Below are 26620 nucleotides of genomic sequence, written 5' to 3' on the forward strand. Positions count from 1 at the left end.
GGAGGTCGGAGGCGCCGCGTGGTCCAGACGGGCCGCATGACATAGCTGAGGGAGGAAAGCTTATGGCTGCTCAGGAACAGGTGCTCGAGGCGCCGGATATGCGCGAGGTGCCCAGCCATTTCGGGCCGGCGCATGTGGATGCCGCGAAATACCGCGAGATGTATAGCGAGTCGGTGGAGAATCCAGAGGCCTTCTGGGGCCGCGAGGGGAAGCGTCTGGACTGGATCACCCCCTATACCAAGGTGAAGGACACCGATTTCACCTTCGGCAATGTCTCGATCAAATGGTTCCATGACGGGGTGATCAACGCCTCGGTGAACTGTGTCGACCGCCATCTGGCCAAGCGTGGTGACCAGACTGCGATCATCTTCGAGCCCGATGACCCGAAAGATCCTGCCCAGCACATCACCTATCGCGAGCTCAGCGACAAGGTGAACCGGATGGCGAATGTGCTGCTGTCCCAGGGGGTGATGCGCGGCGACCGTGTGGTGATCTATCTGCCGATGATCCCCGAAGCCGCCTATGCGATGCTGGCCTGTGCACGGATCGGGGCGATCCATTCGATCGTCTTTGCGGGCTTCTCCCCCGATGCGCTGGCCAACCGGATCAATGATTGCGGCGCGAAGCTGGTGATCACCGCCGATACCGCCCCGCGGGGCGGGCGTCGCACGCCGCTGAAATCCAATGCCGATGCGGCGCTCCTGCATTGCTCGGACAAGGTGCGCTGTCTTGTGATCAAACATACCGGCGACCAGATCACCTGGATCTCGGGCCGCGATGTGGATGTGAAGGCGATGATGGAAGAGGTCTCGCCCGAATGCCCGCCGCGTCCGATGAGTGCCGAGGATCCGCTGTTCATCCTCTATACCTCCGGCTCGACCGGCAAGCCGAAGGGGGTGGTGCATTCTACTGGTGGTTATCTGGTCTATGCCGCGATGACGCAGGAATATGTCTTCGATTACCATGATGGCGATGTCTACTGGTGCTCGGCGGATGTGGGCTGGGTCACCGGCCATAGCTATATCGTCTATGGTCCGCTGGCCAATGGTGCGACCACGCTGATGTTCGAGGGCACGCCGACCTATCCGGATGCAGGACGGTTCTGGGAGGTCTGCGAGAAGCACAAGGTCAACCAGTTCTACACCGCGCCCACCGCGATCCGCGCGCTGATGGGGCAGGGGCCGCAATATGTGGAGAAATACGACCTGTCCTCGCTGAAGGTGCTGGGCACGGTGGGCGAGCCCATCAACCCCGAAGCCTGGGCATGGTATGACAAATATGTCGGGCGCGGCAAATGCCCGATCGTGGATACCTGGTGGCAGACCGAGACCGGCGGCCATATGATCACGCCGCTTCCGGGGGCCACACCCACCAAGCCCGGCTCGGCCACGCGGCCCTTCTTCGGGGTGAAGCCGGTGATCCTCGACCCGACCACGGCGGTCAAACAGGACGAGACCGCAGCCGAGGGCGTGCTGTGTATCGCCGATAGCTGGCCCGGTCAGATGCGCACCGTCTGGGGCGATCACGAGCGCTTCCAGGAGACCTATTTCAGCCAGTATAAGGGCTATTACTTCACCGGTGACGGCTGTCGCCGTGATAGCGATGGCTATTACTGGATCACCGGTCGTGTGGATGATGTGATCAACGTCTCGGGCCACCGGATGGGCACGGCCGAGGTGGAATCGGCGCTGGTGGCGCATCAGGCTGTGGCCGAGGCCGCGGTGGTGGGCTTCCCGCATGAGCTGAAGGGGCAGGGCATCTACGCCTATGTCACCCTGATGAACGATGTGGAGCCTTCGGATGATCTGCGCAAGGATCTAGAGCGCTGGGTGCGCACCGAGATCGGCCCGATTGCCAAGCCCGATGTCATCCAGTGGGCGCCCGGTCTGCCCAAGACCCGCTCGGGCAAGATCATGCGCCGTATCCTGCGCAAGATCGCCGAGAACGATACCGGCGCTTTGGGCGATATCTCGACGCTGGCCGACCCGTCCGTGGTCGACGATCTGATCGCCAACCGTGCAAACAAAGGGTGAGCCTATGGCCGAGACCGCAACGACACCTGCCGTTCTGATCCTGCTTGGCCCTCCGGGGGCCGGCAAAGGCACGCAAGCCCGGATGCTGGAGGAGAAATTCGGGCTGGTGCAGCTTTCGACCGGTGACATGCTGCGCGAGGCGGTGGCCAAGGGCACGCCGGCGGGTCTGGCCGCGAAATCGGTGATGGAGGCTGGTGGGCTCGTGAGCGACGAGATCGTTCTGGCGATCCTGCGCGACCGGCTCTCCAACCCAGATACCCGTTCGGGGGTGATCCTTGATGGCTTCCCCCGCACGGCGGGGCAGGCGGCGGCGCTCGATGACCTGCTGCATTACACCCATCAGCAGGTCACGGCGGCGATCTCCATGGCGGTCGATGACGAGGCGATGATCGCCCGCGTCTCTGGTCGCTATACCTGCGCCAAATGTGGCGAAGGATATCACGACAGCTTCAAGCAGCCCGGGGTGGCGGGATGCTGTGACAAATGCGGCGGCACCGAGTTCAAACGTCGGGCCGACGATAATGCCGAGACTGCGCGCCATAGGTTGGAGGCCTATCACGCACAGACGGCACCGCTCATCGCGCATTATCGCGCCTTGGGCAAACTCGAGGTGGTGGATGCGATGGGGAGTATCGAATCTGTCGCCTCGGAACTGCAGGTGGTCATGGAGGAGAAGGGCGTGACCACAGGCGTCTGACGGATCGAAGGGCCGGTTGACCGACCGGCCGCCCGATCCGGTTTTAGGGAGGGGTTGGCCTCGCGCGGCATCTGTCCGTGCGCGGCTGGCTTATGGAGAAAATCCAAAGGGAGACACCAAAAATGGCTGATCAATCATCATCCAATGCCTATTGGAAGGCCAATATCCGCACGATCAAGATCTATCTGGTGATCTGGTTCGTCTGTTCCTTCGGCTTCGGCATCCTGCTGCGTCCGCTTTTGGCGGGCATCCCCGTCGGCGGAACCGATCTGGGCTTCTGGTTTGCCCAGCAGGGCTCGATCCTCGTGTTCCTCGTGCTCATCTTTTCCTATGCGGCAAAGATGAACAAGCTCGACCGCGAACACGGCGTCGAAGAGTAAGGGGGGCGACAGATGGATCAGTTTACCCTCAACCTGCTCTTCGTCGGCGCGACCTTCGCGCTTTATATCGGCATCGCGATCTGGGCCCGCGCGGGTTCTACCTCGGAATTCTATGCCGCAGGGCGCGGGGTCCATCCCGTGCTCAACGGCATGGCCACCGGCGCGGACTGGATGTCGGCGGCCTCCTTCATCTCGATGGCGGGGATCATCGCTTTCGGTGGGTTCAATACCTCGGCATATCTGATGGGCTGGACCGGCGGCTATGTGCTTCTGGCTATGCTGCTGGCGCCATACCTGCGCAAGTTCGGCAAGTTCACCGTGCCGGAATTCATCGGTGACCGCTTCTACAGCCAGACCGCGCGCACCGTGGCCGTGATCTGCCTGATCATCGCCTCCGTCACCTATGTCATCGGCCAGATGACCGGTGTGGGCGTGGCCTTCTCGCGCTTCCTCGAAGTGTCGAACGAGACCGGCCTCTATATCGGCGCGGCGATCGTGTTCATGTATGCCGTGCTTGGGGGCATGAAGGGCATCACCTATACGCAGGTGGCGCAATATGTCGTGCTGATCATCGCCTATACCATTCCGGCGGTCTTCATCTCGCTGCAACTCACCGGTAACCCGATCCCGGGTCTGGGCCTGTTCTCCGAGAGCACCGCGACCGGCCAGCCGATCCTGCAGGAACTCAACGGGTTGCTCGCCGATCTGGGCTTTGCGAGCTATACCGCGCAATCGGACACGATGCTGAACATGTTCCTGTTCACCATGTCGCTGATGATCGGGACCGCGGGTCTGCCCCATGTGATCGTGCGCTTCTTCACCGTGCCGAAGGTCTCGGATGCCCGGTCCTCCGCAGGTTGGGCGCTGGTGTTCATCGCACTGCTTTACCTGACCGCGCCTGCGGTGGGTGCGATGGCCCGTCTGAACCTGATCAACACGGTCTATCCCGAAGGCACCCAATCGGCTCCGCTCTCCTATGAGGCGCGTCCTGACTGGATGAAAAACTGGGAGCAGACCGGTCTTCTGAAGTTCGAGGATAAGAATGGCGATGGCCTGATCAACTACGTCAATGGCAAAGCCGAAGATCCGGCCTCGGCCAATGAACTGTCGGTCAATAACGACATCATCGTGCTGGCCAATCCCGAAATCGCCAATCTTCCGGGCTGGGTGGTCGCGCTGATCGCGGCGGGTGGTCTGGCAGCGGCACTGTCCACGGCGGCAGGCCTCTTGATGGCGATCTCCTCGGCGGTGAGCCATGATCTGATCAAGAGCCAGATCAATCCGGGGATCTCGGAGAAGGGCGAACTGCTATCGGCGCGGATCGCGATGGCGGTGGCGATTGCGGTGGCAACCTGGTTGGGTCTCAACCCGCCCGGATTTGCGGCGCAGACCGTGGCACTGGCCTTCGGCCTTGCAGCCTCCTCGATCTTCCCCGCGCTGATGATGGGCATCTTCTCGAAGCGCATCAACAACAAGGGTGCCGTGGCCGGGATGCTGACCGGTCTGATCGTGACCATCATCTATATCTTCCTGCATAAGGGCTGGTTCTTCGTTCCGGGCACGAACAGCTTCGATGATACCGATCCGCTGCTGCTGTCGATCAAATCCACCTCCTTCGGGGCGGTGGGGGCCGTGATCAACTTCGTGGTTGCCTATCTGGTGTCCTCGGCCACCGAAGAGCCGCCGGAAGAGATCCAGGATCTGGTCGAGTCGATCCGTATCCCCAAAGGGGCGGGTCAGGCCGTCGATCACTGAACGGGAAAAGACCTACGGGCGGCCTCGCCGCCCGTAGAGCGCCGGAGGCCGAAGGCCCATTCGGTTTCCGGCGCCCATTCCGATCCGCAATCATGACCAAAGAACGGATAAGATCATGCGTGACGATCTTGCCTCAGTCGTGACTTTTCTCGAAGGGGTCCACCCCTACGATACCCTGCCGCGTAACGATCTGGTCCGCGTGGCCCGATCCTTTGTCCGCAGGGAACTGTCCGAGGGCACCGAGATCTATCATCATGGCGTGCCGCTGGAGGGGCTCTATCTGGTCTGCTCCGGTGCCGTCGAGATCCGCGATGCCAATGGCGGGCTCGTCTCTCATCTGGGGCCGCGCAACAGTTTCGGCGAGCGCGGGCTGATGCGCGACGGGCGGGCGGCCACCACGGCGCGGATGGAGGAGGCCGGTTTGCTCCTGATGCTGCCTGTTGCCGAATTCACGGCATTATGCGCGGCCGTCGAAAGCTTCCACCGGTTTTTCGACCGCTCGCCGGCGGCCTCGCTATCGGCGCGCGCGCGGTCAGGGGCGGATCTGGCGGGTATGCGGGTGGCGGACCTGCTATCGGGCAAGGTTGTGGCCTGCCGCCCCGAGACCAATGTGGTGGAGGCTGCGCGGCTGATGCGCGACCATCATGTGTCCTCGCTGGGCGTAACAGATGCGGAAGGAAGGCTTCTGGGTATCGTTACGCAACGTGATATGTCGAGTAAGGTTCTGGCCGGCAACTTCCCGACCTCGGCCGAGGTAGGCCGCGTGATGACCCCCGATCCGGTGAGCCTCGGTCCCGAGGCGCTGGGATCGGATATCCTGCACCGGATGTTCGAGCATGGCATCGGCCATCTGCCGGTGACCGAGGGCGGGCGACTGATCGGCATGATCACCCAGACCGATCTGACGCGTTTTCAGGCGGTCAGCTCGGCGGGGCTGATCCACGAGATCGCGCGCGCGCAGGATGTGGCGCAGATGGCCGCGATCACCGCCCGCATCCCGCAGCTTCTGGTGCAGCTGGTGGGGGCGCATCACGCCCATGAGGTCACTACACGGCTTATCACCGATATCGCCGATGCCGTCACGCGCCGCCTGTTGGGGATGGCCGAGGCGCAGCTGGGTCCCGCGCCCGCGCCCTGGGTCTGGGCGGCGTGCGGCAGCCAGGGGCGGCAGGAACAGACGGGCGTATCGGATCAGGATAACTGCCTGATCGTGGATGACAGCGCATCGGATGCGGATATGGAGTATTTTCGCAAATTCGCCCATATCGTCTCGGACGGGTTGCAGGCCTGCGGCTATGTCTATTGCCCGGGCGATATGATGGCCACCAACCCGCGATGGTGCCAGCGGACCGAAGTCTGGGCGCGCTACTTCCGTAGCTGGATCGCCACGCCCAATCCGGAGGCGCAGATGCTGGCCTCGGTGATGTTCGACCTGCGGGTGATCGGCGGCACGGCGCCCGCGTTGTTTGAGGCATTACAGGCCCAGACACTGGTCAATGCTGCCAAAAACTCGATCTTCGTGGCGCATATGATCGCCAATAGCCTCAAACATACGCCGCCTCTGGGGCTGATCCGCGGCTTTGCCACGATCCGCTCCGGCGAGCATCGCAACCATATTGATCTCAAACATAACGGCGTGGTGCCCGTGGCCGATCTGGCCCGTGTCCATGCGCTGCGCGGCCGGCTTGTTGCGGTCAATACCCGCGCGCGGCTGATGGCGGCGCGCGAGGCGGGCACGCTCTCGGTCAGTGGCGGGCAGGACCTGCTGGCGGCCTATGATCTGATCGCCCAGACGCGGCTCGAGACCCAGGCCCGCCAGATCCGTCAGGGGCAGGCCCCCGATAATTACCTTGCGCCCTCGGCGCTTCCCGATTTCGAACGCTCGCATCTGCGTGACGCCTTCGTGGTGGTGCGCTCTCTGCAATCGGCCATGGGCCATGGCAAGGCCAATCTCGGCCAGTAGCAAGCGTCAGCTAAAGGAGACCCTTCATGATCATAGATTTTATCGCAATGTTCTCGGCGGCGGCACTGGCGGTGCTGGTGGTCTTCGCGGCGCGCCACGGGTTGCGCAAATGGGCCGGTGTGACTTTGCCCAAATGGCTGATGCCCGCGATGGCCGGTCTCGCCATGCTGGGCTACACGGTCCATGCCGAATATCGCTGGTATCCCGATCTGAAGGCGGGGCTCGGGGGCGATATGAGCGTGGTGATGACCGTCGAGGATAGCAATTTGTGGCGCCCGTGGACCTATGCCAAACCGGTCACCACACGGTTCATGGCGGTGGATCTGGCGCAGGTGAGTGACCCCGCCCCCGGCCTGCGCGAAGGGCGGCTACTGCTGGTCTCGCGCTGGCAGCCTGTTCAGGCGGTGCCGGTGGCCTATGATTGCGCAGGCCATCGCCGCGCCGATCTGATCGGCGGCGCGCAGCTGTCGGGGAGCGATCTGACGGGCGGTGACTGGCGCGATATCGCGCCTGATGACCCGGCGATGGCCGCGATCTGCGGGGGGGTGGGCCATGGCTGAACGGGGCGACGATGGCATGGCGCGGCGGATACTGATCGTCGAGGACGAGGACAATATCGCCATGGCGCTCGATTTCCTGATGGGGCGCGAGGGGTTCGAGCATGCGCGGATCTCGACGGGGGCAGGTGCTATCGACTTGATCCGCGACATGCGCCCCGATCTGGTGCTTCTCGATATCATGCTGCCCGAGGTGTCAGGCTACGAGATCTGCGAGGCCATGCGCCTCGATCCCGATCTGCGGGCGGTGAAAATCCTGATGATGACCGCGCGGGGCTCCTCGGTGGAGCGTCGCAAGGGGCTGGCGCTCGGGGCGGACGGGTTCATCGCGAAACCCTTCGAGCTCAAGGAGCTGCGCGCCGAGCTGCATCGCCTGCTCGATGAGGCCGCCTGATGGAGGCTTGGGGGGCGCGGCTGGGGTTGCGTTTGCGGGTCTTTCTGCTTTTTGCGGCTCTGGCTGTCGGTCTGGTGCTGGCACTGCTGGCCGGAGCATGGCTGGGCGGGCGGCAGGGGCAGGAGCGGCTGGTGGTCATGGCGCTGGTCTCGGGGCTTTTGGGGGTCACGTTGGTCGCGGGGCTGTGGCTGTTATTCGATGAACATGTGGCCCGTCCGATCGAGGCTCTTGCAGGCGCGATGCGTCTGGCCGGATGGGGCGATAGCGCCGCCTTTGACGCGCCCTATCTGGGCGATCTTGGGCCTGCGGGCGCCGCATTGGGCGAGGCGATGTCGGCGCAGAACACGCGCATGGCCCGCGAGGTCGAACAGGCGCTTGCCCAGGCCGCTACCTCGCAGGCGCGGCTCGAAGTGCTGCTCGCCGATATGCCGGTGGCGGTGCTTTTGTTGTCACGGGATCTGCGCGTCGTGCTCTATAATCCGCAGGCAGCGGCCTTGCTGGTGGCGGGGGAGGCCAGACCCGGACTGGGGCGCAACCTGGCCGATTTCGTGGAACTCGCGCCGATTCTGCATGCCATAGACCGCCTGTCGCACGAAGAGGATCCGGAGGCGCGCTCGGATCTTCTCTGCACTACCCATGCGGGGCAGGTCCTGACAGGCCATCTGCGCTGTCTGCCGGGAAGCGGTGCGGAGGGCGGTCATGTGCTGACCCTGCAGGATGTCTCGGCCCAGAGCTCGGCCAGCCGTGCTGCAATGGCCCTCAATGCCGAGATCCTTGCAACGATCACGCCCGCGATTGCGGCCCTGCATTCGCTGCTCGATACCCTGACCGATCCGCAGGGGCCGCAGGGCGAGGACCGCAGCCGCGTGCGCATGGCGGCGCAGGCGCAGGTCCGCAGCCTGACGCGCGATCTGCACCGGCTGGGCCAGCAGGCCGAGCGGATCCCCGACTGGACGATGGCCGAGATCCGTGCCTCCGATCTGGCCGAGGCCGTGCGCGCGCGGATCGGCCGCCCGCTGACGCTCGCCACCAGCTCGCTGATCCTGCGCGCCGATGCCGAGGCGCTGCTCGATCTCTGGGGCCGGATTGTTCCCGCCGTGGATCGCGAAGGGCGCGGGGAGTTCCGGCTGGAAATCACGGCCGAGGGGGCGGGGGCGCTCATGGCGCTCGAATGGCAGGGAGCGCCATTGCCATTCGCACAGCTCGACGCGCTCCTGGGCCCGTCCGAACGGCAGGTGCTCGACCGCCATCGCAGCGATATCTGGCCCGAAACCCTGCATGACGGGCGGGCGCGGCTCTGTCTGCCGCTACGCGATCTGGCGCCGGCTGCGGACCGGCCCGACCGCTACCCCCGCCGCGTCACCTATGATTTCGACCTTCTCGACCGCCAGCCCCCGGGCGATATCCGCCTGACGCCGCTGGAGCAACTGACCTATGTGGTCTTTGACACCGAGACCACGGGGCTCGATCCCGAAACCGATGCTATCGTGCAGATCGCGGCACAGCGGATCGTCAATGGCCGCGTCTGCGAAACCTTCGAGATGCTGGTCAACCCCGACCGTCCGATCCCCGCCTCGGCACAGGCCATCCACGGGATCAGTGACGAGATGGTCGCTACCGCCCCGACCGCCGCCATAGCAATCGGGAGGTTCCATCATTTCGCACGCGATGCGGTGCTGGTTGCCCATAACGCCCCCTTCGATATCGGCCTGCTCCGCGCCGCACTCCGCCGCCATCCGCAACCGCTGACCTTCGAGCATCCCGTGCTCGATACGGTCCTTCTCTCGGCCATCCTGTTCGGCCAGAGCCAGTCACACACGCTCGATGCGCTCTGCGACAGGCTCGGCATCCTGATCCCGCCCGAGGCCCGCCACAGCGCGATGGGCGATACCGATGCCACCGCGCGCGCCTTCCTGCGCATGCTGCCTGCCCTCAAGTCCAAAGGTCTGCACCGGCTGGCGGACCTCATCATCGCCGCGCGCAAGCATGGGCGCCTGATCCGTGACCTGAACCTGTAAAAACGGGCGCCATACCGGCGCCCGCTCCTGCTTCCATTGTCGTCAAATATCCCGGGGGGAATTGGGGCCGTCAGGCCCCAAGGGGGGCAGAGCCCCCTTACGCCGGTTTACTTGAAGAAACGGCTGTCTTTAAGCTGGTCCCATGCCCAGACGACTTCCTGCAGCATCTCTTCCTGGCTGCGGTCGCCGCCATTCATGTCGGGGTGAAGCACCTTGATCAGCGCCTTATAGGCTTTGCGCACCTCGGCCTTGGTCTCGGCATTGGTCACCTCGAGGATTTCGGCGGCCTTGCGTTCGGTCGGCGGTAGCTTGCGTCCCACGGACCGGCGGCCCGGGTTCTGTGTGGCATTATCGCCCAGGATCTCGTGCGGGTCGGTCACGCCATGGCGGGCGAGGCCCAGCTTCTCGTCATTGGCGCGGTTGAAGGGCTTGGTCGGGCGCTCCCAGACGGTGGCATTGTCGAGGAAGGCCTGGAATTCCTCCTCCGATTGGCCCTGGAAATAGTTCCAGTTCAGATTGTATTCGCGGATATGCTCTTTGCAGAACCAGAAATACTCGTCCAGAACCTTGGGGCTCTTGGGTGCGCGATATTGAGCCTGCTCCTCACAGCCTGCCTTGTCACAGACGCGTGTCGAGGTCTCGAATGCCCCCGACATGCCACGGCGGCCCTTCTGGCGGCGTTTCTTATCTGCCTTCGCCGAGATATTAAAACCAAACGGGTCGTTCTTTTCCATAAGGGGTGGGTCTCCGTAATCTGACGGCTCGGGGTATCTGACAGCATTCGGCGAGGCCCCGGGGCCCCTCCGACTCGGGTCACGCATTCTATGTTATTTTCAGGCGGGTGAAAGCCCCGGATGCCAAAAATTGATCGCTTCCCGGAAGCGCAATTCCGACCCCGCGCGCGGCCTCAGCCGGAAGTGCCGGGCGTGGCCGCGCCAAGCTTCGGCGTTGTGCCTTCCTGCACCTTGGCCGAGAGCGCGCGGGCACGGCGCTCGATGGCGCTGGGGATGCGCAGCGGCTGCGGGCTGCCCGAAGGATCGCCCTGATTGGCCGGATCAAGCATCGGATCAGGGCTCTTGCGGGGCGCCAGAACCGGCTCGGCGCGCGGCGCCTCCTGCCTGATCCCGTCGGAGACGCTGCTCATGGATCTGGGCTCGGCCACAAGCGGGGCTTTGGCTACGGGCTTGGCCGCTTGGGTCTCTTCCGAAGAGGCCGGTGCTTTCGGGGCGGCTACCGGTTTCGCACGGCGGAACACCAGCATGTTGTGATACACAGTGGCCTTGCCACGCAGCCCGCTGCGCTCTTCGGCGGGCAGGGTCTCGGCGCGCAGATAGTCCCAACCATCGACGGCCATCGCATTGAGCGTTGCGGTCAGCGTGTTGGCAAACCGGTCCTCGGGCGTCTTCATGCCACGGTCTCGCTCGCCGCGCACGGGCGCGGGAATTACCTTATACTCGTACTCTTGCATCTCTGCCTCACACCCTCTGGCCCACACCTCTGGCTTTCGCCATGCTTCGGGGCAGACTTGTCGTGCATTCGGGCCCTTGGGTCAAGTGACACAAGGGTGAGGATCGGTGGAGTTCCGCCACAACATACGCATGAAAAAGGGCGCCGGAGCGCCCTTTACCTGCGGATGAAGCGCTGTGCTCAAAGGCCCAGCTTCTTCACAACAAGTTCGTTCACAGCAGCGGGGTTGGCCTTGCCGCCGGTGGATTTCATTACCTGACCGACGAACCAGCCTGCGAGTTTGGGGTTGGCCTTGGCCTTCTCGACCTGCGCCGGATTGGCGGCAATCACCTCGTCCACGGCGGTCTCGATGGCCCCCATATCGGTGACCTGTTTCATGCCGCGCTCCTCGACCAGCGCTTCCGGATCGCCACCTTCGGTATAGACGATCTCGAACAGATCCTTGCCGATCTTGCCCGAAATATCGCCCGATTTGATCAGCTTGACGATCTTACCCAGCTGCTCTGCCGAAACCGGCGAGGTGGTCACATCACGGTCGTCTTTCTTCAGACGGCCGAAGAGTTCGTTGATCACCCAGTTGGCCGAAAGCTTGCCATCACCGCCCACAGCCAGCACCGCCTCGAAGTAATCGGCATTCTCGACATCGGCGGTCAAAACCGAGGCGTCATATTCCGACAGGCCGAATTCCTTCACGAACCGCGCCTTCTTGGCATCGGGCAGTTCGGGCATGGAGGCTGCGATATCATCGACCCAAGCCTGCTCGATCTCCAGCGGCAGCAGATCGGGGCAGGGGAAGTAGCGGTAATCATGCGCTTCTTCCTTCGAGCGCATGGAGCGCGTCTCGTTCTTGTCCGGATCGTACAGGCGGGTCTCCTGCACGACCTTGCCGCCATCCTCGACGATGGCGATCTGGCGGCGGGCCTCGACCTCGATCGCGGCCTGGATGAAGCGCATCGAGTTCATGTTCTTGATCTCGCAGCGCGTGCCCAAAATCCCGAAATCGCCGGTCTCGATGAATTTCTCGTAATCTCCCGGCTTGCAGATCGACACATTCACATCGGCCCGCATATTGCCGTTCTGCATATTGCCGTCACAGGTGCCCAAGTAACGCAGGATCTGGCGCAGCTTGCCAACATAGGCGGCGGCCTCTTCGGGGCCACGGATATCGGGGCGCGAGACGATCTCCATCAGCGCCACACCTGTCCGGTTGAGATCGACGAAGGACATATGCGGGTCCATATCGTGGATCGATTTGCCGGCATCCTGCTCGAGATGGATGCGTTCGATACGGACCTTGCGGCCAACACCCGGCCCCATGTCGACGAGGATCTCGCCCTCGCCCACAATGGGATGGTAAAGCTGGCTGATCTGATAGCCCTGAGGCAGGTCAGGATAGAAGTAGTTCTTGCGGTCGAAGGCCGAGAAGAGATTGATCTTTGCTTTCAGACCCAGACCGGTGCGTACGGCCTGCGCGACGCAATAGTCGTTGATAACAGGCAGCATCCCCGGCATGGCAGCGTCGACAAAGGCCACATTCGAGTTCGGCTCGGCACCGAAGGTGGTAGAGGCACCCGAAAACAGTTTGGCATTCGAATGGACCTGCGCATGGACCTCGAGACCGATCACCAGTTCCCAGTCCGACTTGGCCCCTGCGATGACTTTCGGTTTGGGCGCTTCATAAGCGAGATGGTCGAGCATATCCGCATTCCTCGTGTCTTTGGCCGGGCTTTGCGCCCCAACGTGCTATCCGCCTTCTAGGACAGGGGCGATGCGGGGGCAAGTGCCTGCTTTGGCCGGATCGCGCGAGGGGGCTCTGCCCCCGCGCCTTGCAGGCGCTCCCCCGGGATATTTAGGGACGCTGGAAAACGGCATTCCAGCGTCTCTAAATATCCCGGGGGTGAATTGGACAAAGTCCAAGAGGGGGCGCGAGCGCCCCCTGATGCTCGGGGTCAGCCCAGGAGACGCTGGGACATCTCGGAGAGATCGCGCGAGAGGCCGCGGGTCTGGGAGATGCGGGTGAGTTCCTCGCGGATGAGGTTCTGGCGGGCGCTGTCATAGCGGCGCCATGTCTCGAAACTGGTCGACATACGCGCGGCTGTCTGCGGGTTCATCGGGTCGAGTTTGATGAGCCAGTCCGCAAGGAAGGCATAGCCCGATCCGTCCTTGGCATGGAAACCTGCGTGATTGGCGGTTAGGCCGCCAATGAGCGACCGGAAGCGGTTGGGGTTTTTCCAGTCAAAGGCCTGGTCTTGCGACAGCGCCTCGGCCTTTGCCACGGCGTCTTCGGGCGGGCAGGCGGCGACCTGCACCATGAACCATTTGTCCATGACAAGACGGTTGTCCTGCCAGCGGGCGCGGAAGGTTTCGGAGGCCTCATCGCCCAGACCTGCGCGGATCAGGATCGACAATGCGCCGAAGCTTTCGGTCATGTTATCGGCCGCATCGAACAGGGCCTTGGCGCGGGCACCGTTATCGAGTTTGGTCAGCAGGCTCAGGCAGGCCAGACGCAGGCCGCGTTTGCCGGCGGGTTCTGCATCGGGCGAGTAGGGACCTTTGACCTCCAGCGCGTCATAGAGCGCGCTCAGGCGGGCCTCATGAGCGGTGGCGATGGCCCTGGAGAGGGCGCTGCGCGCGCTGTGGATGGCATCGGGGTCGGGGGTCTCGCCTGCGGCAAAGAGTGCCTGTGCCAGTTCATCCTCGCCCGGAAGGGCAAGGCAATGCGCGGTGAAGGCAGGCTCCAGCGTGTCATCTGCCAACAGGTTGCCGATCGCATCGATATATCCCTGCGCCGGGCGCGCGCCCTTGGTCATCGCGATCAGGGTGCGTTGGGCAAGGCTGCGCCCTGCCTCCCACCGGTTGAAGCCATCTGTGTCATGGGCCAGCAGGAAGGCCTGTTCCTCGGGGCTCTGGTCGCGTTGCAGCACGACGGGCGCCGAGAAATCGCGCAGGATCGACGGCACGGGTCTTTCGGCCACATCGAAGCTGAAGCTCTGCTCTTCTTCGGTCATCTCCAGCAGTTGCGTGGACAGGACCTCGCGGCCCTGCAGGTCCAGAAGACCCACGGCAATCGGGATATGGCGCGGGGCTTTCTCGGGCTCGCCCGGAGTGGGGGGCGTCGATTGGCGGAAGGTCAGCGTGTAGCGGCCATCGGCATAGGCATCGGTCACCTTCAGATGCGGCGTGCCTGCGGAGGTATACCACAGCGCGAATTGTGTGAGATCACGTCCCGTCACATCCTCGAAAACCTTCAGCCAGTCCTCGATCGTGCAGGCCTGCCCGTCATGGCGCTCGAAATAGAGATCGAGCGCCTGGCGATAGGCCTCGTCGCCCGCGAGCCGTTTGAGCATACCCACGATCTCGGCGCCTTTTTCATAGACGGTGACCGTGTAGAAGTTGTTGATCTCGCGGTAGTGATTGGGCCGGGGTGGATGGGCGAGCGGGCCTTGGTCCTCGCGGAACTGGCGGGTGCGCAGCGTAGCGGCATCCTCGATCCGCTTGACCGGCCCGAGGCGCACATCACGGGTGAAACTCTGGTCGCGGAAGACGGTCAGGCCTTCCTTGAGGCAGAGCTGGAACCAGTCGCGGCAGGTAATCCGGTCGCCGGTCCAGTTGTGGAAATACTCGTGTCCGATCACCGCCTCGATGCGCACATAATCGGTATCGGTCGCGGTTTCGGGGGAGGCGAGCACGAGTTTGGAGTTGAAGATATTCAGCCCCTTGTTCTCCATCGCGCCCATGTTGAAATCATCGACCGCCACGAGATTGAAGACCGAGAGGTCATATTCGCGCCCATAGGCTTCCTCGTCCCAGACCATGGAGCGTTTCAGGCTCTCGAGCGCGAAATCGCACCGGTCTTCATCGCCCGGACGGACCCAGATGTTCAGATCGACCTCGAGGCCGGATTTCGTGGTGAATGTGCCCGAGGTTGCTACGAGATCGCCCGCCACGAGCGCAAACAGATAGGCCGGTTTCGGCCATGGGTCATCCCATTCGGCCCATCCCTCGCCCGAAGCCCCCGCATTGCCATTGGACAAAAGCACCGGCAGGTCGCCCTCGATGCGCACATGGAAGCGCGCCATCACATCGGGGCGATCGGGATAGAAGGTGATCTTGCGGAACCCCTCGGCCTCGCATTGGGTGCAATACATGCCGTTCGACATATAGAGCCCTTCGAGGGCGGTATTGGCATTGGGCGCGATCTCGACCTCGGTCTCCAGCGTAAAGGCGCCTTCGGGGAGGGCAGCGGCATGCACGGTCAGCCCCGTCTCGGTCAGCAGATAATCGGCGGGCTGCAGTGCAGTGCCATCGATCCCGAGCGAGATCAGTTTCAGTTCCTCGCCATCGAGATGCAGCGAGGCCCCCTCGCCTTTAGGGGTCAGGTGCAGCCGCGCAAGGACGCGGGTCGCCGACGGGGCCAGTCGGAAGGTCAGATGAACCTGATCAAGATCGAACGGATAGGGCGTATAGTCTTTCAGGTAGATCGTGCCGTCCATCGGGGGGGCTCCTTTGCTTCGTCTCGTGACGTATTGTCTGGCGGCACAGGGTAGGCGCGGGCGCGGGGAGGTTCAAGACAGGGTCATGTGTTTGTGCGGGGGCGTTTGTGTCTCTGGACAGGGCGGCTATCTATCGTCAGGTTGTAAGCCAAGTTACAGATATAAGGAGGTCGCGATGGTCGAACGCATCGAACGCGCAGGATTGCAGGTTGCCAGGGAACTGGCCGAGTTCATCGAGGGGCGGGCCTTGCCGCAAAGCGGGGTCGCCCCCGCGCGATTCTGGGCGGGGATGTCGGTTCTGATGGCCGAGTTCGCGCCGAAGAACCGTGATCTGCTGGAAACGCGCGAGAAAATGCAGTCCCGACTGGATGCGTGGCATCTGGAGCGGCGCGGCCAGCCCCATGACGCGGCGGCCTATAAGGCCTATCTGGAGGAGATCGGATACCTCCTGCCCGAGGGCGAGGATTTCACCGTGGGAACCCCCGCGACCGATCCGGAATTCGCGCAGATCTGCGGGCCGCAGCTGGTGGTGCCGATCATGAATGCGCGCTACGCGCTCAACGCGGCCAATGCCCGCTGGGGGTCATTATATGACGCCTATTATGGCACCGATGCGCTTGGCGACCTTCCCGCGGGCAAGGGGTTCGATGCCGCACGGGGCGCGCGCGTTGTCGCGGCGGTCAAGGCGTTTCTGGATAGAACCTTCCCGCTTGTGTCGGGCAAATGGGCCGATGTCCGTGCCATCTCGGTGGAGAATGGCGGGCTGTTCGTGACCACCGATGACATGACAGGCCTGATGAACCCCGCGCAATTCGCGGGCTATCAGGGGGCGCAGGATGCGCCGACCGCAGTGGTCCTGAAGAATAACGGGCTGCATGTGATCGTGAAGATCGATGCGAGCCATTCCATCGGGCGCACCGATCCGGCGCATATCTCGGATGTGGTGATGGAAGCCGCGATCTCGGCGATCATGGATTGCGAGGATTCGGTCGCCGCTGTCGATGCCGAGGATAAGGTTCTGGCCTATGGCAACTGGCTGGGGTTGATGGCGGGCGATCTGACCGAGCGCGTCGAGAAGGAGGGCCGGACCTTCACCCGCGCTCTGAACCCCGATCTGGAGATCACCTTGCCTGAAGGCGGAGAGGGTATGCTCAAGGGCCGCTCGATGATGCTGGTGCGCAATGTCGGACACCTGATGACCAACCCTGCCATCCTTGATGCGGACGGGCGCGAGATCCCCGAAGGGCTGATGGATGCGTTGGTGACCGTGCTTTGCGCCATGCCCGATATGGCCAAGACGGCTGGTCCGCGCAACTCGGAAACGGGCTCGGTCTATGTAGTGAAGCCCAAGATGCACGGGCCGGAGGAGGTCGCCTTTGCCTGCGCGGTGTTCGACCATGTCGAGGAGGTGCTGGGCCTGCCACGCTATACCGTAAAGCTTGGCATCATGGATGAGGAGCGCCGCACCTCGGTCAACCTGAAGGAATGTATTCGCGCGGCCAAACATCGGGTGGCCTTCATCAATACGGGCTTCCTTGACCGCACCGGCGACGAGATCCACACCTCGATGGAGGCGGGTCCGATGCTGCCCAAGGGCGAGATGAAGGGGCAGGCATGGATTGCCGCCTATGAGGATCGCAATGTGGATATCGGGTTGCGCTGCGGGCTGTCGGGGCGCGCGCAGATCGGCAAGGGCATGTGGGCCATGCCCGATCTGATGGCGGCGATGCTCGAGCAGAAGATCGGCCACCCGAAGGCGGGCGCCAATTGCGCCTGGGTGCCGTCGCCCACCGCGGCCACGCTCCATGCCACGCATTACCACGCAGTCGATGTGCTGGCCCGCCAGCGCGAGATTGCGGCCCTCAACCGGCCTGCGCGCCTTGAGGATCTTCTCAGCATTCCGGTGGCCGTCGGGCGCAATTTCTCCGAGGAAGAGATCGCCCGCGAGGTGCGCAACAATGCCCAGGGGATTCTGGGCTATGTGGTGCGCTGGGTCGATCAGGGTGTGGGGTGCTCGAAAGTGCCCGATATCCATGATGTCGGGTTGATGGAAGACCGCGCGACCTGCCGGATCTCGGCGCAGGCGCTCTCGAACTGGCTCCATCATGGTGTGGTCTCGGAAGAGGCTGTGATGCATGGCTTGCGCGAGATGGCGGAAGTGGTGGACCGCCAGAATGCGGGGGATCCGTCCTATGTGCCGATGGCGCCCGATTATAATGGTGTGGCGTTCCAGGCGGCCTGCGATCTGATCTTCCAGGGCCGCAACCAGCCCTCGGGCTATACCGAGCCGGTCCTGCATCACCGCCGGCTGCAATGGAAGGCGGCCCGCTGATCTCGGCGCCGTTCCGGATCTGCCTGCGTGGCGGGCAGATCCAGTTTTTATGTGCTCTTTTAGCAGGCAGGGCTGTGAAATATGGCCTAAGGTGCGCAGATCGTGAGGTCTCTTCGCCATTGCGCACATTTGCTGCGCATTTGAGGCCTTTTCCTGCGTAGCCGGACTGCCTAGCTTGTCCGTCAAAGGAGAGCAGGCATGACCAGACCCATCGTAGGCATCATCGGAAATACCGGACTGATCAATGATCGCTATCCCGTCCATGAGGTGGGGACGATGGTCTGCGATGCGGTGGCGGAGGTCTCGGGCTGTATCCCGATGATCATCCCGCCCGATCCGTGCTGGATGACGGTGGCCGAGCTGATGGAGACCTGTGACGGGTTCCTGCTGCCGGGCGGGCGTCCCAATGTGCACCCGTCCGAATATGGCGACGAGGAGACCGAGGCGCATGGCACCTTCGATCGCAAGCGCGACGCCATCGCGCTTGAGCTGGTGCGCGCCTGTGTGGCCACCGGCCAGCCGGTCTTCGGTATCTGCCGCGGGTTTCAGGAGATCGCGGTGGCGATGGGCTCGACGCTGCATCCCGAGATCCGTGAGCTGCCGGGCCGGCGTAATCACCGGATGCCGGTGGATGTGCCGCTCGATGAGGGCTTCTCCAACCGTCATATGGTGCAGCTGACACCGGGCGGGCGGTTTGCGCGGATCTTCGGGGCAGAGGAGGTCGAGACCAACTCGCTGCACGGTCAGGGGATCATGATCCCCGGTCCGCGGATCGTGGTCGAGGGCCGCACCGAGGACGGCACGATGGAAGCGATCTATGTGAAGGACGCGCCGGGCTTCACGATGGCGGTGCAATGGCATCCCGAACATCGCGCGGCGCAAGATCCGGTCTCTCGGCCGCTGTTCGAGGCGTTCGGCCATGCGGTGCGGTCTTGGGCCATGGCGCGGCGGGGTGCGGCAAAAGTCGCGTGATCCGGCTGCCGATGCGGAACCGGCTGATGTAGAAAAGGGGGCGATCTCGCCCCCTTCTTTCATAGTCGGGGACTATGAAATTCATCCCCCGAGGATATTTAGAGACGCTGGAATGCTCAAAGACCGTTCTGGGCCTCGCGGCGCAGCGTGCGCGGCAGATGTTCCTGCGTGGCGAGGAAATGTTCGACGCGGGCGCGCTCGAACTTGGCCAGATCCGCCAGCCAGCGCCCGATGGCACGCGACAGCTCGACCGGTGCGCCGGGGGCAAGCCGTGCGGCCAGCGTCAGCAGGTGATCCTGCACGCGGTGGTCTTCGGGCTTGGGGTTGCGCAGCTTGGTATAGGGGCGCGTCATCAGGAAGATCGCGATCTTCGGACCGACAGGGCCTTGGGGTGGTTCGATTGCGTCATCATCGAGCTCGTCTTCCTCGAGATCGCCGGAGAGGGTCGGCTGGCCGTCGGCGGCCCAGGCATCGAGCTGGCTCAGGCGCGCCAGATTGCCCTGCAGGCGTTTGGCGGCCGGTTTGCACAGTGCATCGATCAGCGCGAAGCAATCGGCCTCCTCGATCCATTGGGTCAGGAGTTGCCATGCCATATCGTCAGGGCGCATCCGCGCCTGAGTCAGCAACTTGGCGGCGGCGATGCGGGCCTCAAAGATGCCCGATTGCCAGAGCTCGTGGGCCAGGCTCACGCGGCCCTCATTGTCGAGCGCCTCGCGCCACATGGCGGCCATATCGGTGATGCCGGTCGCCGTGACGCCGATCACGCGGCAGCTGGTGCCGGTCTGGGCCTTTATCTGGGCTGCGCGATCGGCATCCGTCCATGCCTCGAGCGCATAGAGCGCGTCCTCGATCGTGGGCGGAGGCAGGGCATCTTCCGCCTCTGCCTCTTCCTCGAAATATTCGTAATCGGCGTCGGAGGCGGCGTAAGCCGCGGCCTCGGCGCTGAGTTTTGCGGCTTCCTCGGGGGGCAAGCGGGTGCCATCATCCTGAAGGATCTCGGGTTTGGGGCCTTTGCGGCCCCCACGTTTGCGGCTCATTCGACAGTCACCGATTTTGCAAGGTTGCGGGGCTGGTCCACATCCGTGCCTTTGGCGATGGCGGTGTGATAGGCCAGAAGCTGAGCTGGTAGCGCATAGAGGATCGGCGCCCATGGTTCAAGCACTTCCGGCAGTTGCAGCGTGGCCCATGTGCCCTCGGAGGCCTCGGCCAGACCTTGGGCATCGGACACCAGCAGCACCTTGCCATGGCGCGCCATGACCTCCTGCATGTTCGACACGGTCTTGTCGAAGAGCCCGTCATGGGGGGCGAAGACGATCACCGGCACGGTGCGCTCGATCAAAGCGATTGGCCCGTGTTTCAGCTCGCCGCTGGCATAGCCTTCGGCGTGGATATAGCTGATTTCCTTGAGTTTCAGCGCGCCTTCCATGGCCAGCGGATAAAGCGGACCGCGCCCGAGGAAGAGGATATCCTGCGCTTCGGCCAGCTGGTTCGACAGCTCGGCGATGCGCTCGCCGATACCGAGGCCCGCATTCATCAGGCCGGGCAGGGCGCGCAGCGCCTCCATATGTTTACGGGCCTCATCAGAGCCGAGATGGCCGCGGTCGAGCCCTGCCTTCAGTGCCAGCACGGCCAGCGTCAGCAATTGGCAGGTAAAGGCCTTGGTCGAGGCCACGCCCACCTCGATACCGGCATGGATCGGCAGGGCGATATCGGCCTCGCGCGCCATGGTGGAGGTCGGCACATTGATGACGGCGATGGTCTTCTCGACCTTCTCGTTGCAATAGCGCAGGGCGGCCAGCGTATCGGCGGTCTCGCCCGACTGGCTGACAAACAGCGCGACCGAACGGGCAGGCATCGGCGGTTCGCGGTAGCGGAACTCCGAGGCCACATCGATCTCGCAGGGAATGCCCGCGAGTTTCTCGAACCAGTATTTCGCGGTCTGGCAGGCATAGAAGGCGGTGCCACAGGCCACCAGCGTCAGCCGTTCGATCCCCGTAAAATCGACCGTTTCCGGCAGGTTGATCGTATCGCCCTGCAGATAATGGGTCAGCGCATCGGCCAGAACCACCGGCTGTTCGGCGATCTCCTTGGCCATGAAATGCTTGTAACCGCCTTTCTCGACGCGGGTCTGGCCCAGATCGATGCGGGCCTCGTCACGATTGGCGCGGCGGCCCTCGTGATCGAAGATCTCGGCGCCCGCACGGGTGATGAAGGCGTAATCGCCCTCTTCGAGATAGGTGATACGGTCGGTCATCGGCGAAAGCGCGATGGCATCCGAGCCCACGAACATCTCGCCATCGCCATGACCGATGGCAAGAGGCGAGCCCTTGCGGGCGGCGATCATCAGATCGGCCTCACCGTCAAAGAGCCACAGAAGCGCGAAGGCACCCTCGAGCTTTTTCAGCGTGGCGACAGCGGCCTCGCGCGGCGCCATGCCGCGATCCATCATCAGGCGGGTCAGCTGGGCGACGGTTTCGGTATCGGTTTCGGTCTCGGGGGTGATGCCGGCTTCAGCCAGCTCGGCCCGCAGCTCGCGGAAATTCTCGATGATGCCGTTATGGACCACCGCCACCGGACCCGAACGATGCGGATGCGCGTTGGCCACTGTGGCCGCGCCATGGGTGGCCCAGCGGGTATGGCCGATGCCCGATTTGCCCGGCAGCGGTTCGTGGACCAGAAGATCCGAGAGGTTCCACAGTTTGCCCACCGCGCGGCGACGGTCGAGGCGGCCCTCGTTGATCGTGGCAATGCCTGCGCTGTCATAGCCGCGATATTCCAGCCGCTTGAGGCTTTCGACCAGTAGGGGGGAGACTTCATGCGTGCCGAGGACGCCGATGATTCCGCACATATCTCAGCCTTTCGCTTTGGCGGCGCGCAGCTTCGCCATGAGTTTTGCTGCAAGACCGGGCTTGTTGACCTGCTGGCCGCGGGCGATGGCCAGCGCCTCGTCGGGGACGTTCTCGGTGATGACCGAGCCCGAGCCGGTCAGCGCCTGATTGCCGACGGTGACGGGGGCGACCAGCATTGTCGACGATCCGATGAACGCATCCTGACCGATCACGGTGCGATGCTTGAAGACGCCGTCATAGTTGCAGGTGATGGTGCCCGCGCCGATATTGCTGCGCGCGCCGATCTCGGCATCGCCCAGATAGGTCAGGTGGCCCACCTTCACGCCCTCGGCGAGCGAGGAGTTCTTCACCTCGACGAAATTGCCGACATGGACGTTTTCGGCCAGTTCCGCGCCGGGACGCAGGCGGGCGAAGGGCCCGACCGTCGCGCCACGCGAGATATGGCAGCCTTCCAGATGGCAGAAGGCCTCGATGGCGGCTCCCGATTCCACGGTGACGCCGGTGCCGAAGACGACATTCGGCCCCACGGTGACATCGCGCCCCAGATAGGTGTCGAGCGCGAAATAGACGGTGGAGGGGTCGACCATGCTCACGCCGTTCTCGAGCGCGTCGGCGCGCTGGCGGTCCTGGAACAGATCCTCGGCTACGGAAAGTTCGAAGCGGGTATTGATGCCCAGCGTCTCTTCCTCGTCGCAGGTCACCACCTCGGTGGTCAGCCCGCGCGCCCGCGCCATGCCCACGATATCTGTGAGATAATATTCGCCCGCCGCATTGTCATTACCCAGCCCCTGCACCAGCTCGGTCAGCAGCACCGCATCGCAGGCGATGACACCCGAATTGCACAGGGTGATCTCGCGTTCTTCCTCGGTGGCGTCCTTGTATTCGACGATCCGCTCGAGGGCATGGCCATGGGTTACCAGCCGCCCGTAGCGGCCCGGATCCTCGGCCTCGAACCCCAGCACGGTAACGGCGGCATCCGACTCGGCCATCGCTTCCAGCGTTTCGGGGCGGATGAAGGGGGTGTCGCCATAGAGCACGATCACCCGGCCATGATAGCCATCAAGATGGGGCAGGGCCTGCGCCACGGCATGGCCGGTGCCCAGCTGTTCGTCCTGACGCACGCATTGTGCCTCGGGCGCCCATTCCGCTACGGCCTTTTCGACCAGCTCGGCCCCGTGGCCGGTGACGGTCACCACGCGCTCGGGATCGAGGGCGCGCCCTGCGGCCAGCGCATGGGCCACCAGCGGCGCGCGGCCCACCTGATGCAGCACTTTGGGCAGGTCGGAATTCATGCGGGTGCCTTGCCCTGCGGCAAGGATGATCAGCGCGTTCGCCATGGGTCTGCCTTTTCTTCTGGCCTTTTCTTCTGCTCATCCCCGTTTTACCCATAGTCGGACGCGCCGCAAGGTGCCTGATCATCACGTCGTCTTTCGCCGTGTTTCAATTGGCCCTCGGTAGCGGGGCAGGAAGGACAAGATGGAAACCGTAGTCTTCGATCTGGATGGAACGCTCGCCGATACCTCGGCCGATCTTCTGGCGGCGGCCAATGCCTGCTTTGCCGAACGCGGTCTGGAGGCGCGGCTCGATCCGGAGGCGGATGCGCTCATCGCCTTCCATGGCGGGCGTGCGATGCTGCGCGAGGGGTTCGAACGGGCGGGGATTGCCGATATCGAGGCCGCGATCGAGGAGGATTTCGAAGCTCTCCTTGGCCATTACGACCAGCATATCTGCGTTCATACGCAGCTCTATCCGCGCGCGCGCGCAGCCATCGAGGCACTCCGCGCGGCGGGCTACAAGACCGCGATCTGCACCAATAAACCCGAGGCACTGGCCGTGAAGCTGGTGGCGGAGCTAGGCATCGCGCCGCTCTTCGATGCGCTGATCGGTGCCGATACGCTGCCTACCCGCAAGCCCGACCCCGCACCCTATATCGCCTCTGTCGTGCAGGCGGGCGGCGATGTGGGGCGCTCGATCCTGATCGGCGATACGGTGACCGACCGCAAGACGGCCGAGGCCGTGGGCGTGCCCTGTGTGCTGGTGACCTTCGGCCCCGAGGGAGAGGAGATCCTGCGGCTCAAGCCCGAGGCGTCGATGGCCAGCTATGCAATCCTACCCAATCTTGTGGCGCAGTTGCTGCCGAAACTTGCCTGAGGGTGCAAATGCTGCATTGATATTCGCAAGGCCAGAACCGCATCGCCAGAGGACGCGCATATGAGCGACGAGATCTTCCGAAAGCCCTTCACCCAGCAGGAGCCCCTGCCGGAGGCGGCGATCGCCCGCGCGGTGGAGGTGATGCGGCACGGGCGGCTCCACCGCTACAACACATTGCCGGGCGAGCATGGCGAGGTGGCCGATCTGGAAGTCGAGTTTGCCGATTTTACCGGGGCGCGCTTTGCGCTGGCTGTGGCCTCGGGGGGCTATGCGCTGGCCTGTGCGTTACGCGCGATCGAGCTGAAACACGGCGAGAAGGTGCTGACAAATGCTTTCACACTCGCCCCTGTGCCGGGTGCGATTGCGAGTGTCGGCGGCGTGCCGGTGCTGGTGGAGGTGACCGAGGATCTGGTGATCGATCTCGACGATCTGGAGGCCAAGGCGGATCAGGCGCGGGTCTTGATGCTCAGCCATATGCGCGGCCATATCTGTGACATGGACCGGCTGATGGCGATTGCCGGGCGCCACGGGCTGACGGTAATCGAGGATTGCGCGCATACGATGGGCGCGGCGTGGAAGGGCACGCCCTCTGGGCGGCATGGGCTGATCGGCTGCTATTCGACCCAGACCTACAAGCATATGAATTCGGGGGAGGGCGGGCTGATCGTCAGCGACGATCCGATGGTGATGGCGCGGGCGATCCTGCTGTCGGGGAGCTATATGCTCTATCCCCGCCATCGTGCCGCTCCCGCAAACGGGTATTTCGAGCATCTGAAATATGACACGCCCAATGTGTCGGGGCGGATGGACAACCTGCGCGCCGCAATCCTGCGCCCGCAGCTGGCCGATCTGCCCGCGCAGATCGCACGCTGGAATGCGCTTTACCGGCGGATGGAAGCGGGGCTTGCAGATCTCGAGCGGCTGCAACTCGTCGCGCGGCCCGAGGCCGAATCCTTTGTGGGATCGTCTTTCCAGTTCCGGCTGCCGGGGTTCTCTGCCGCGATGGTGGTGGATTTCATCACCCGCTGCCTTGCGCGCGGCGTGGAGCTGAAATGGTTCGGCGCGCGCGAGCCGATGGGCTTTACCTCCCGCCATGAGAGTTGGCGCTATGTGCCCAAGGCAGATCTGCCGCGGGCAGGGGCGGTGCTCGATACCCTGGTCGATATGCGCCTGCCATTGAGCTTCGATCCCGAGGATATCTCGCTGATTTCGCGGATCATTCGCGCGGAGTTGTTAAAAACGCCGGTGATATAACCCAGGATTGTGCATAAAATCCTAGCGATGCTCAGTAATTTTGTAAAAAACCGCCTGAAATGGGACGGCTTTATAAAAAGTTCAAGAGGCATTTTTTCAAGCGAAACGAGTTGTTTGGCAGAAACAGGGTTAATCGATACATCTTTTTCACGAAAAGATTTCGTCATAAACGGTCGATTCACGCTTGCCCGCTAGCTGTCATATCATATCCTGAAAGGGGAGTTGGACGGCGAGGTATAAACCGGATCTTATTGTCGATATTCGTTTTTTCGTGACCGGGCCGGAGGGCCGGATGCCTCGAAAGATACGAAATTACCCCGACATCTGTTGACCCCGGTGCGACACACGTCTATTGCTCACCGCAGCTTGAACCGGCGCGACGATACGTCGCGAGTCTAGGGAGCCAGACAGTGCACGACTACCTGCGCGAATATCTTCCCATCCTCATCTTTTTGTGCGTTGCCATTGCGTTGGCGCTTCTGCTTCTGGGGGCTGCTGCGGTCATCGCGATCCGCAATCCCGACCCCGAGAAAGTGTCGGCCTACGAATGCGGCTTCAACGCATTCGACGATGCGCGCATGAAATTCGACGTGCGCTTCTACCTCGTCTCGATCCTCTTCATCATCTTCGATCTGGAAGTGGCCTTCCTCTTCCCTTGGGCTGTGTCCTTTGCCGATCTGTCGATGACGGGGTTCTGGTCGATGATGGTCTTCTTGGCCGTGCTGACCGTGGGCTTTGCCTATGAATGGAAGAAAGGGGCGCTGGAATGGGCGTGATGACCTCTGCCAATACCGCCGCCGTGGACAAGGAATTCGCCACGCAAGCGATCAACAAGGAGTTGCAGGACAAGGGCTTCCTGCTGACCTCCACCGAGGATGTGATCAACTGGGCGCGCAATGGCTCGCTGCACTGGATGACCTTCGGACTGGCCTGCTGCGCCGTCGAGATGATGCAGGTATCGATGCCGCGCTATGACGTGGAACGTTTCGGGATGGCGCCACGCGCCAGCCCGCGCCAGTCGGACCTGATGATCGTGGCAGGCACCCTGACCAACAAGATGGCGCCCGCTTTGCGCAAGGTCTATGACCAGATGCCCGAGCCGCGCTATGTGATCTCGATGGGCTCCTGCGCCAATGGCGGTGGCTATTACCATTACAGCTATTCGGTCGTGCGCGGCTGTGACCGCATCGTGCCCGTGGATATCTATGTGCCGGGCTGCCCGCCCACGGCGGAGGCGCTGCTCTACGGGCTGCTGCAGCTCCAACGCAAGATCCGCCGCACCGGCACGCTGGTGCGCTGAGGAGG

21 protein-coding genes are annotated in these 26620 nt (G+C 63.2%); 14 read left to right on the forward strand and 7 right to left on the reverse strand.

Going from position 1 to position 26620, the window contains the following annotated elements; translation table 11 throughout:
- Positions 1-98: 98 nt before the first annotated feature.
- From acs to WDB91_RS08650, 8 genes are all read left to right on the forward strand, one after another.
- Positions 99-2033: an acetate--CoA ligase gene (gene acs, locus WDB91_RS08615; protein WP_339114486.1), complete on the forward strand. Its 1935-nt coding sequence runs from the start codon at positions 99-101 to the stop codon at positions 2031-2033.
- A 4-nt stretch (positions 2034-2037) separates the two neighbouring features.
- Positions 2038-2730, forward strand: coding sequence for an adenylate kinase (locus WDB91_RS08620; protein ID WP_339112164.1), 693 nt, complete (start codon positions 2038-2040; stop codon positions 2728-2730).
- Positions 2731-2852: 122 nt separating this feature from the next.
- Complete coding sequence (locus tag WDB91_RS08625; RefSeq protein ID WP_339112165.1) at positions 2853-3110, forward strand: DUF4212 domain-containing protein; 258 nt, start codon at positions 2853-2855, stop codon at positions 3108-3110.
- A gap of 12 nt (positions 3111-3122) precedes the next feature.
- Positions 3123-4865, forward strand: coding sequence for a sodium:solute symporter family protein (locus WDB91_RS08630; RefSeq protein WP_339112166.1), 1743 nt, complete (start codon positions 3123-3125; stop codon positions 4863-4865).
- Positions 4866-4980: 115 nt separating this feature from the next.
- Positions 4981-6828, forward strand: coding sequence for a DUF294 nucleotidyltransferase-like domain-containing protein (locus tag WDB91_RS08635; RefSeq protein ID WP_339112167.1), 1848 nt, complete (start codon positions 4981-4983; stop codon positions 6826-6828).
- Between the two features lie 26 nt (positions 6829-6854).
- Complete coding sequence (locus WDB91_RS08640) at positions 6855-7388, forward strand: hypothetical protein (protein WP_339112168.1); 534 nt, start codon at positions 6855-6857, stop codon at positions 7386-7388.
- On the forward strand, positions 7381-7779 hold the full coding sequence (locus WDB91_RS08645) for a response regulator (RefSeq protein WP_339112169.1): 399 nt from the start codon (positions 7381-7383) through the stop codon (positions 7777-7779). Before WDB91_RS08640 ends, WDB91_RS08645 begins: the two co-directional genes overlap by 8 nt.
- Positions 7779-9797, forward strand: coding sequence for an exonuclease domain-containing protein (locus tag WDB91_RS08650; RefSeq protein WP_339112170.1), 2019 nt, complete (start codon positions 7779-7781; stop codon positions 9795-9797). Before WDB91_RS08645 ends, WDB91_RS08650 begins: the two co-directional genes overlap by 1 nt.
- Positions 9798-9904: 107 nt before the next feature.
- Here WDB91_RS08650 and WDB91_RS08655 read toward each other — a convergent pair whose 3' ends face one another.
- The 4 genes from WDB91_RS08655 to pepN all read right to left on the reverse strand — a co-directional run bounded on the left by WDB91_RS08655 (position 9905) and on the right by pepN (position 15757).
- Positions 9905-10531, reverse strand: a complete 627-nt coding sequence (locus WDB91_RS08655; RefSeq protein WP_339112171.1) for a DnaJ domain-containing protein — start codon at positions 10529-10531, stop codon at positions 9905-9907.
- 173 nt (positions 10532-10704) lie between these two features.
- Positions 10705-11265: a DUF4177 domain-containing protein gene (locus WDB91_RS08660; protein ID WP_339112172.1), complete on the reverse strand. Its 561-nt coding sequence runs from the start codon at positions 11263-11265 to the stop codon at positions 10705-10707.
- A 179-nt stretch (positions 11266-11444) separates the two neighbouring features.
- Positions 11445-12962, reverse strand: coding sequence for an Asp-tRNA(Asn)/Glu-tRNA(Gln) amidotransferase subunit GatB (gene gatB / locus WDB91_RS08665; protein ID WP_339112173.1), 1518 nt, complete (start codon positions 12960-12962; stop codon positions 11445-11447).
- Between the two features lie 251 nt (positions 12963-13213).
- Positions 13214-15757: an aminopeptidase N gene (gene pepN / locus WDB91_RS08670; protein ID WP_339112174.1), complete on the reverse strand. Its 2544-nt coding sequence runs from the start codon at positions 15755-15757 to the stop codon at positions 13214-13216.
- A 175-nt stretch (positions 15758-15932) separates the two neighbouring features.
- Between pepN and WDB91_RS08675 the strand changes: the two genes are divergently transcribed.
- Together WDB91_RS08675 and WDB91_RS08680 are read left to right on the forward strand one after the other, a co-directional pair.
- Positions 15933-18089 carry a malate synthase G gene (locus WDB91_RS08675; RefSeq protein ID WP_339112175.1) on the forward strand — a complete coding sequence of 719 codons (2157 nt, stop codon included), beginning with the start codon at positions 15933-15935 and terminating at the stop codon, positions 18087-18089.
- A 198-nt stretch (positions 18090-18287) separates the two neighbouring features.
- The gene (locus WDB91_RS08680; RefSeq protein ID WP_339112176.1) at positions 18288-19061 is read left to right on the forward strand and encodes a gamma-glutamyl-gamma-aminobutyrate hydrolase family protein; all 774 of its coding nucleotides are present in this window, start codon (positions 18288-18290) and stop codon (positions 19059-19061) included.
- 116 nt (positions 19062-19177) lie between these two features.
- Here the strand turns inward: WDB91_RS08680 and WDB91_RS08685 are convergent, their stop codons facing one another.
- From WDB91_RS08685 to glmU, 3 genes are read right to left on the reverse strand one after another with little or no spacing between them, the layout of a single operon-like run.
- Positions 19178-20098, reverse strand: a complete 921-nt coding sequence (locus tag WDB91_RS08685; RefSeq protein ID WP_339112177.1) for a DNA alkylation repair protein — start codon at positions 20096-20098, stop codon at positions 19178-19180.
- A complete protein-coding gene (gene glmS / locus WDB91_RS08690; protein WP_339112178.1) occupies positions 20095-21909 on the reverse strand; it encodes a glutamine--fructose-6-phosphate transaminase (isomerizing) in 1815 nt (604 codons plus the stop codon). The genes WDB91_RS08685 and glmS overlap by 4 nt, the downstream gene beginning before the upstream one ends.
- Before the next feature lie 3 nt (positions 21910-21912).
- The gene (gene glmU, locus WDB91_RS08695) at positions 21913-23247 is read right to left on the reverse strand and encodes a bifunctional UDP-N-acetylglucosamine diphosphorylase/glucosamine-1-phosphate N-acetyltransferase GlmU (RefSeq protein WP_339112179.1); all 1335 of its coding nucleotides are present in this window, start codon (positions 23245-23247) and stop codon (positions 21913-21915) included.
- Between the two features lie 139 nt (positions 23248-23386).
- On the opposite strand from glmU, the gene WDB91_RS08700 reads away from it, so the two are divergent.
- The 4 genes from WDB91_RS08700 (at position 23387) to WDB91_RS08715 (ending at position 26615) form a co-directional block, all read left to right on the forward strand.
- Positions 23387-24061 carry an HAD hydrolase-like protein gene (locus WDB91_RS08700; RefSeq protein ID WP_339112180.1) on the forward strand — a complete coding sequence of 225 codons (675 nt, stop codon included), beginning with the start codon at positions 23387-23389 and terminating at the stop codon, positions 24059-24061.
- 60 nt (positions 24062-24121) lie between these two features.
- Positions 24122-25315, forward strand: coding sequence for a DegT/DnrJ/EryC1/StrS family aminotransferase (locus WDB91_RS08705; RefSeq protein ID WP_339112181.1), 1194 nt, complete (start codon positions 24122-24124; stop codon positions 25313-25315).
- Between the two features lie 410 nt (positions 25316-25725).
- On the forward strand, positions 25726-26091 hold the full coding sequence (locus WDB91_RS08710; protein ID WP_339112182.1) for an NADH-quinone oxidoreductase subunit A: 366 nt from the start codon (positions 25726-25728) through the stop codon (positions 26089-26091).
- Entirely contained in the window at positions 26082-26615 is a 534-nt protein-coding gene (locus WDB91_RS08715) for an NADH-quinone oxidoreductase subunit B family protein (protein WP_339112183.1), read from the forward strand. The genes WDB91_RS08710 and WDB91_RS08715 overlap by 10 nt, the downstream gene beginning before the upstream one ends.
- Positions 26616-26620: the final 5 nt, after the last annotated feature.

Source organism: Thioclava sp. GXIMD2076 (genome assembly GCF_037949795.1).
Classification (GTDB): Bacteria; Pseudomonadota; Alphaproteobacteria; order Rhodobacterales; family Rhodobacteraceae; genus Thioclava; species Thioclava kandeliae.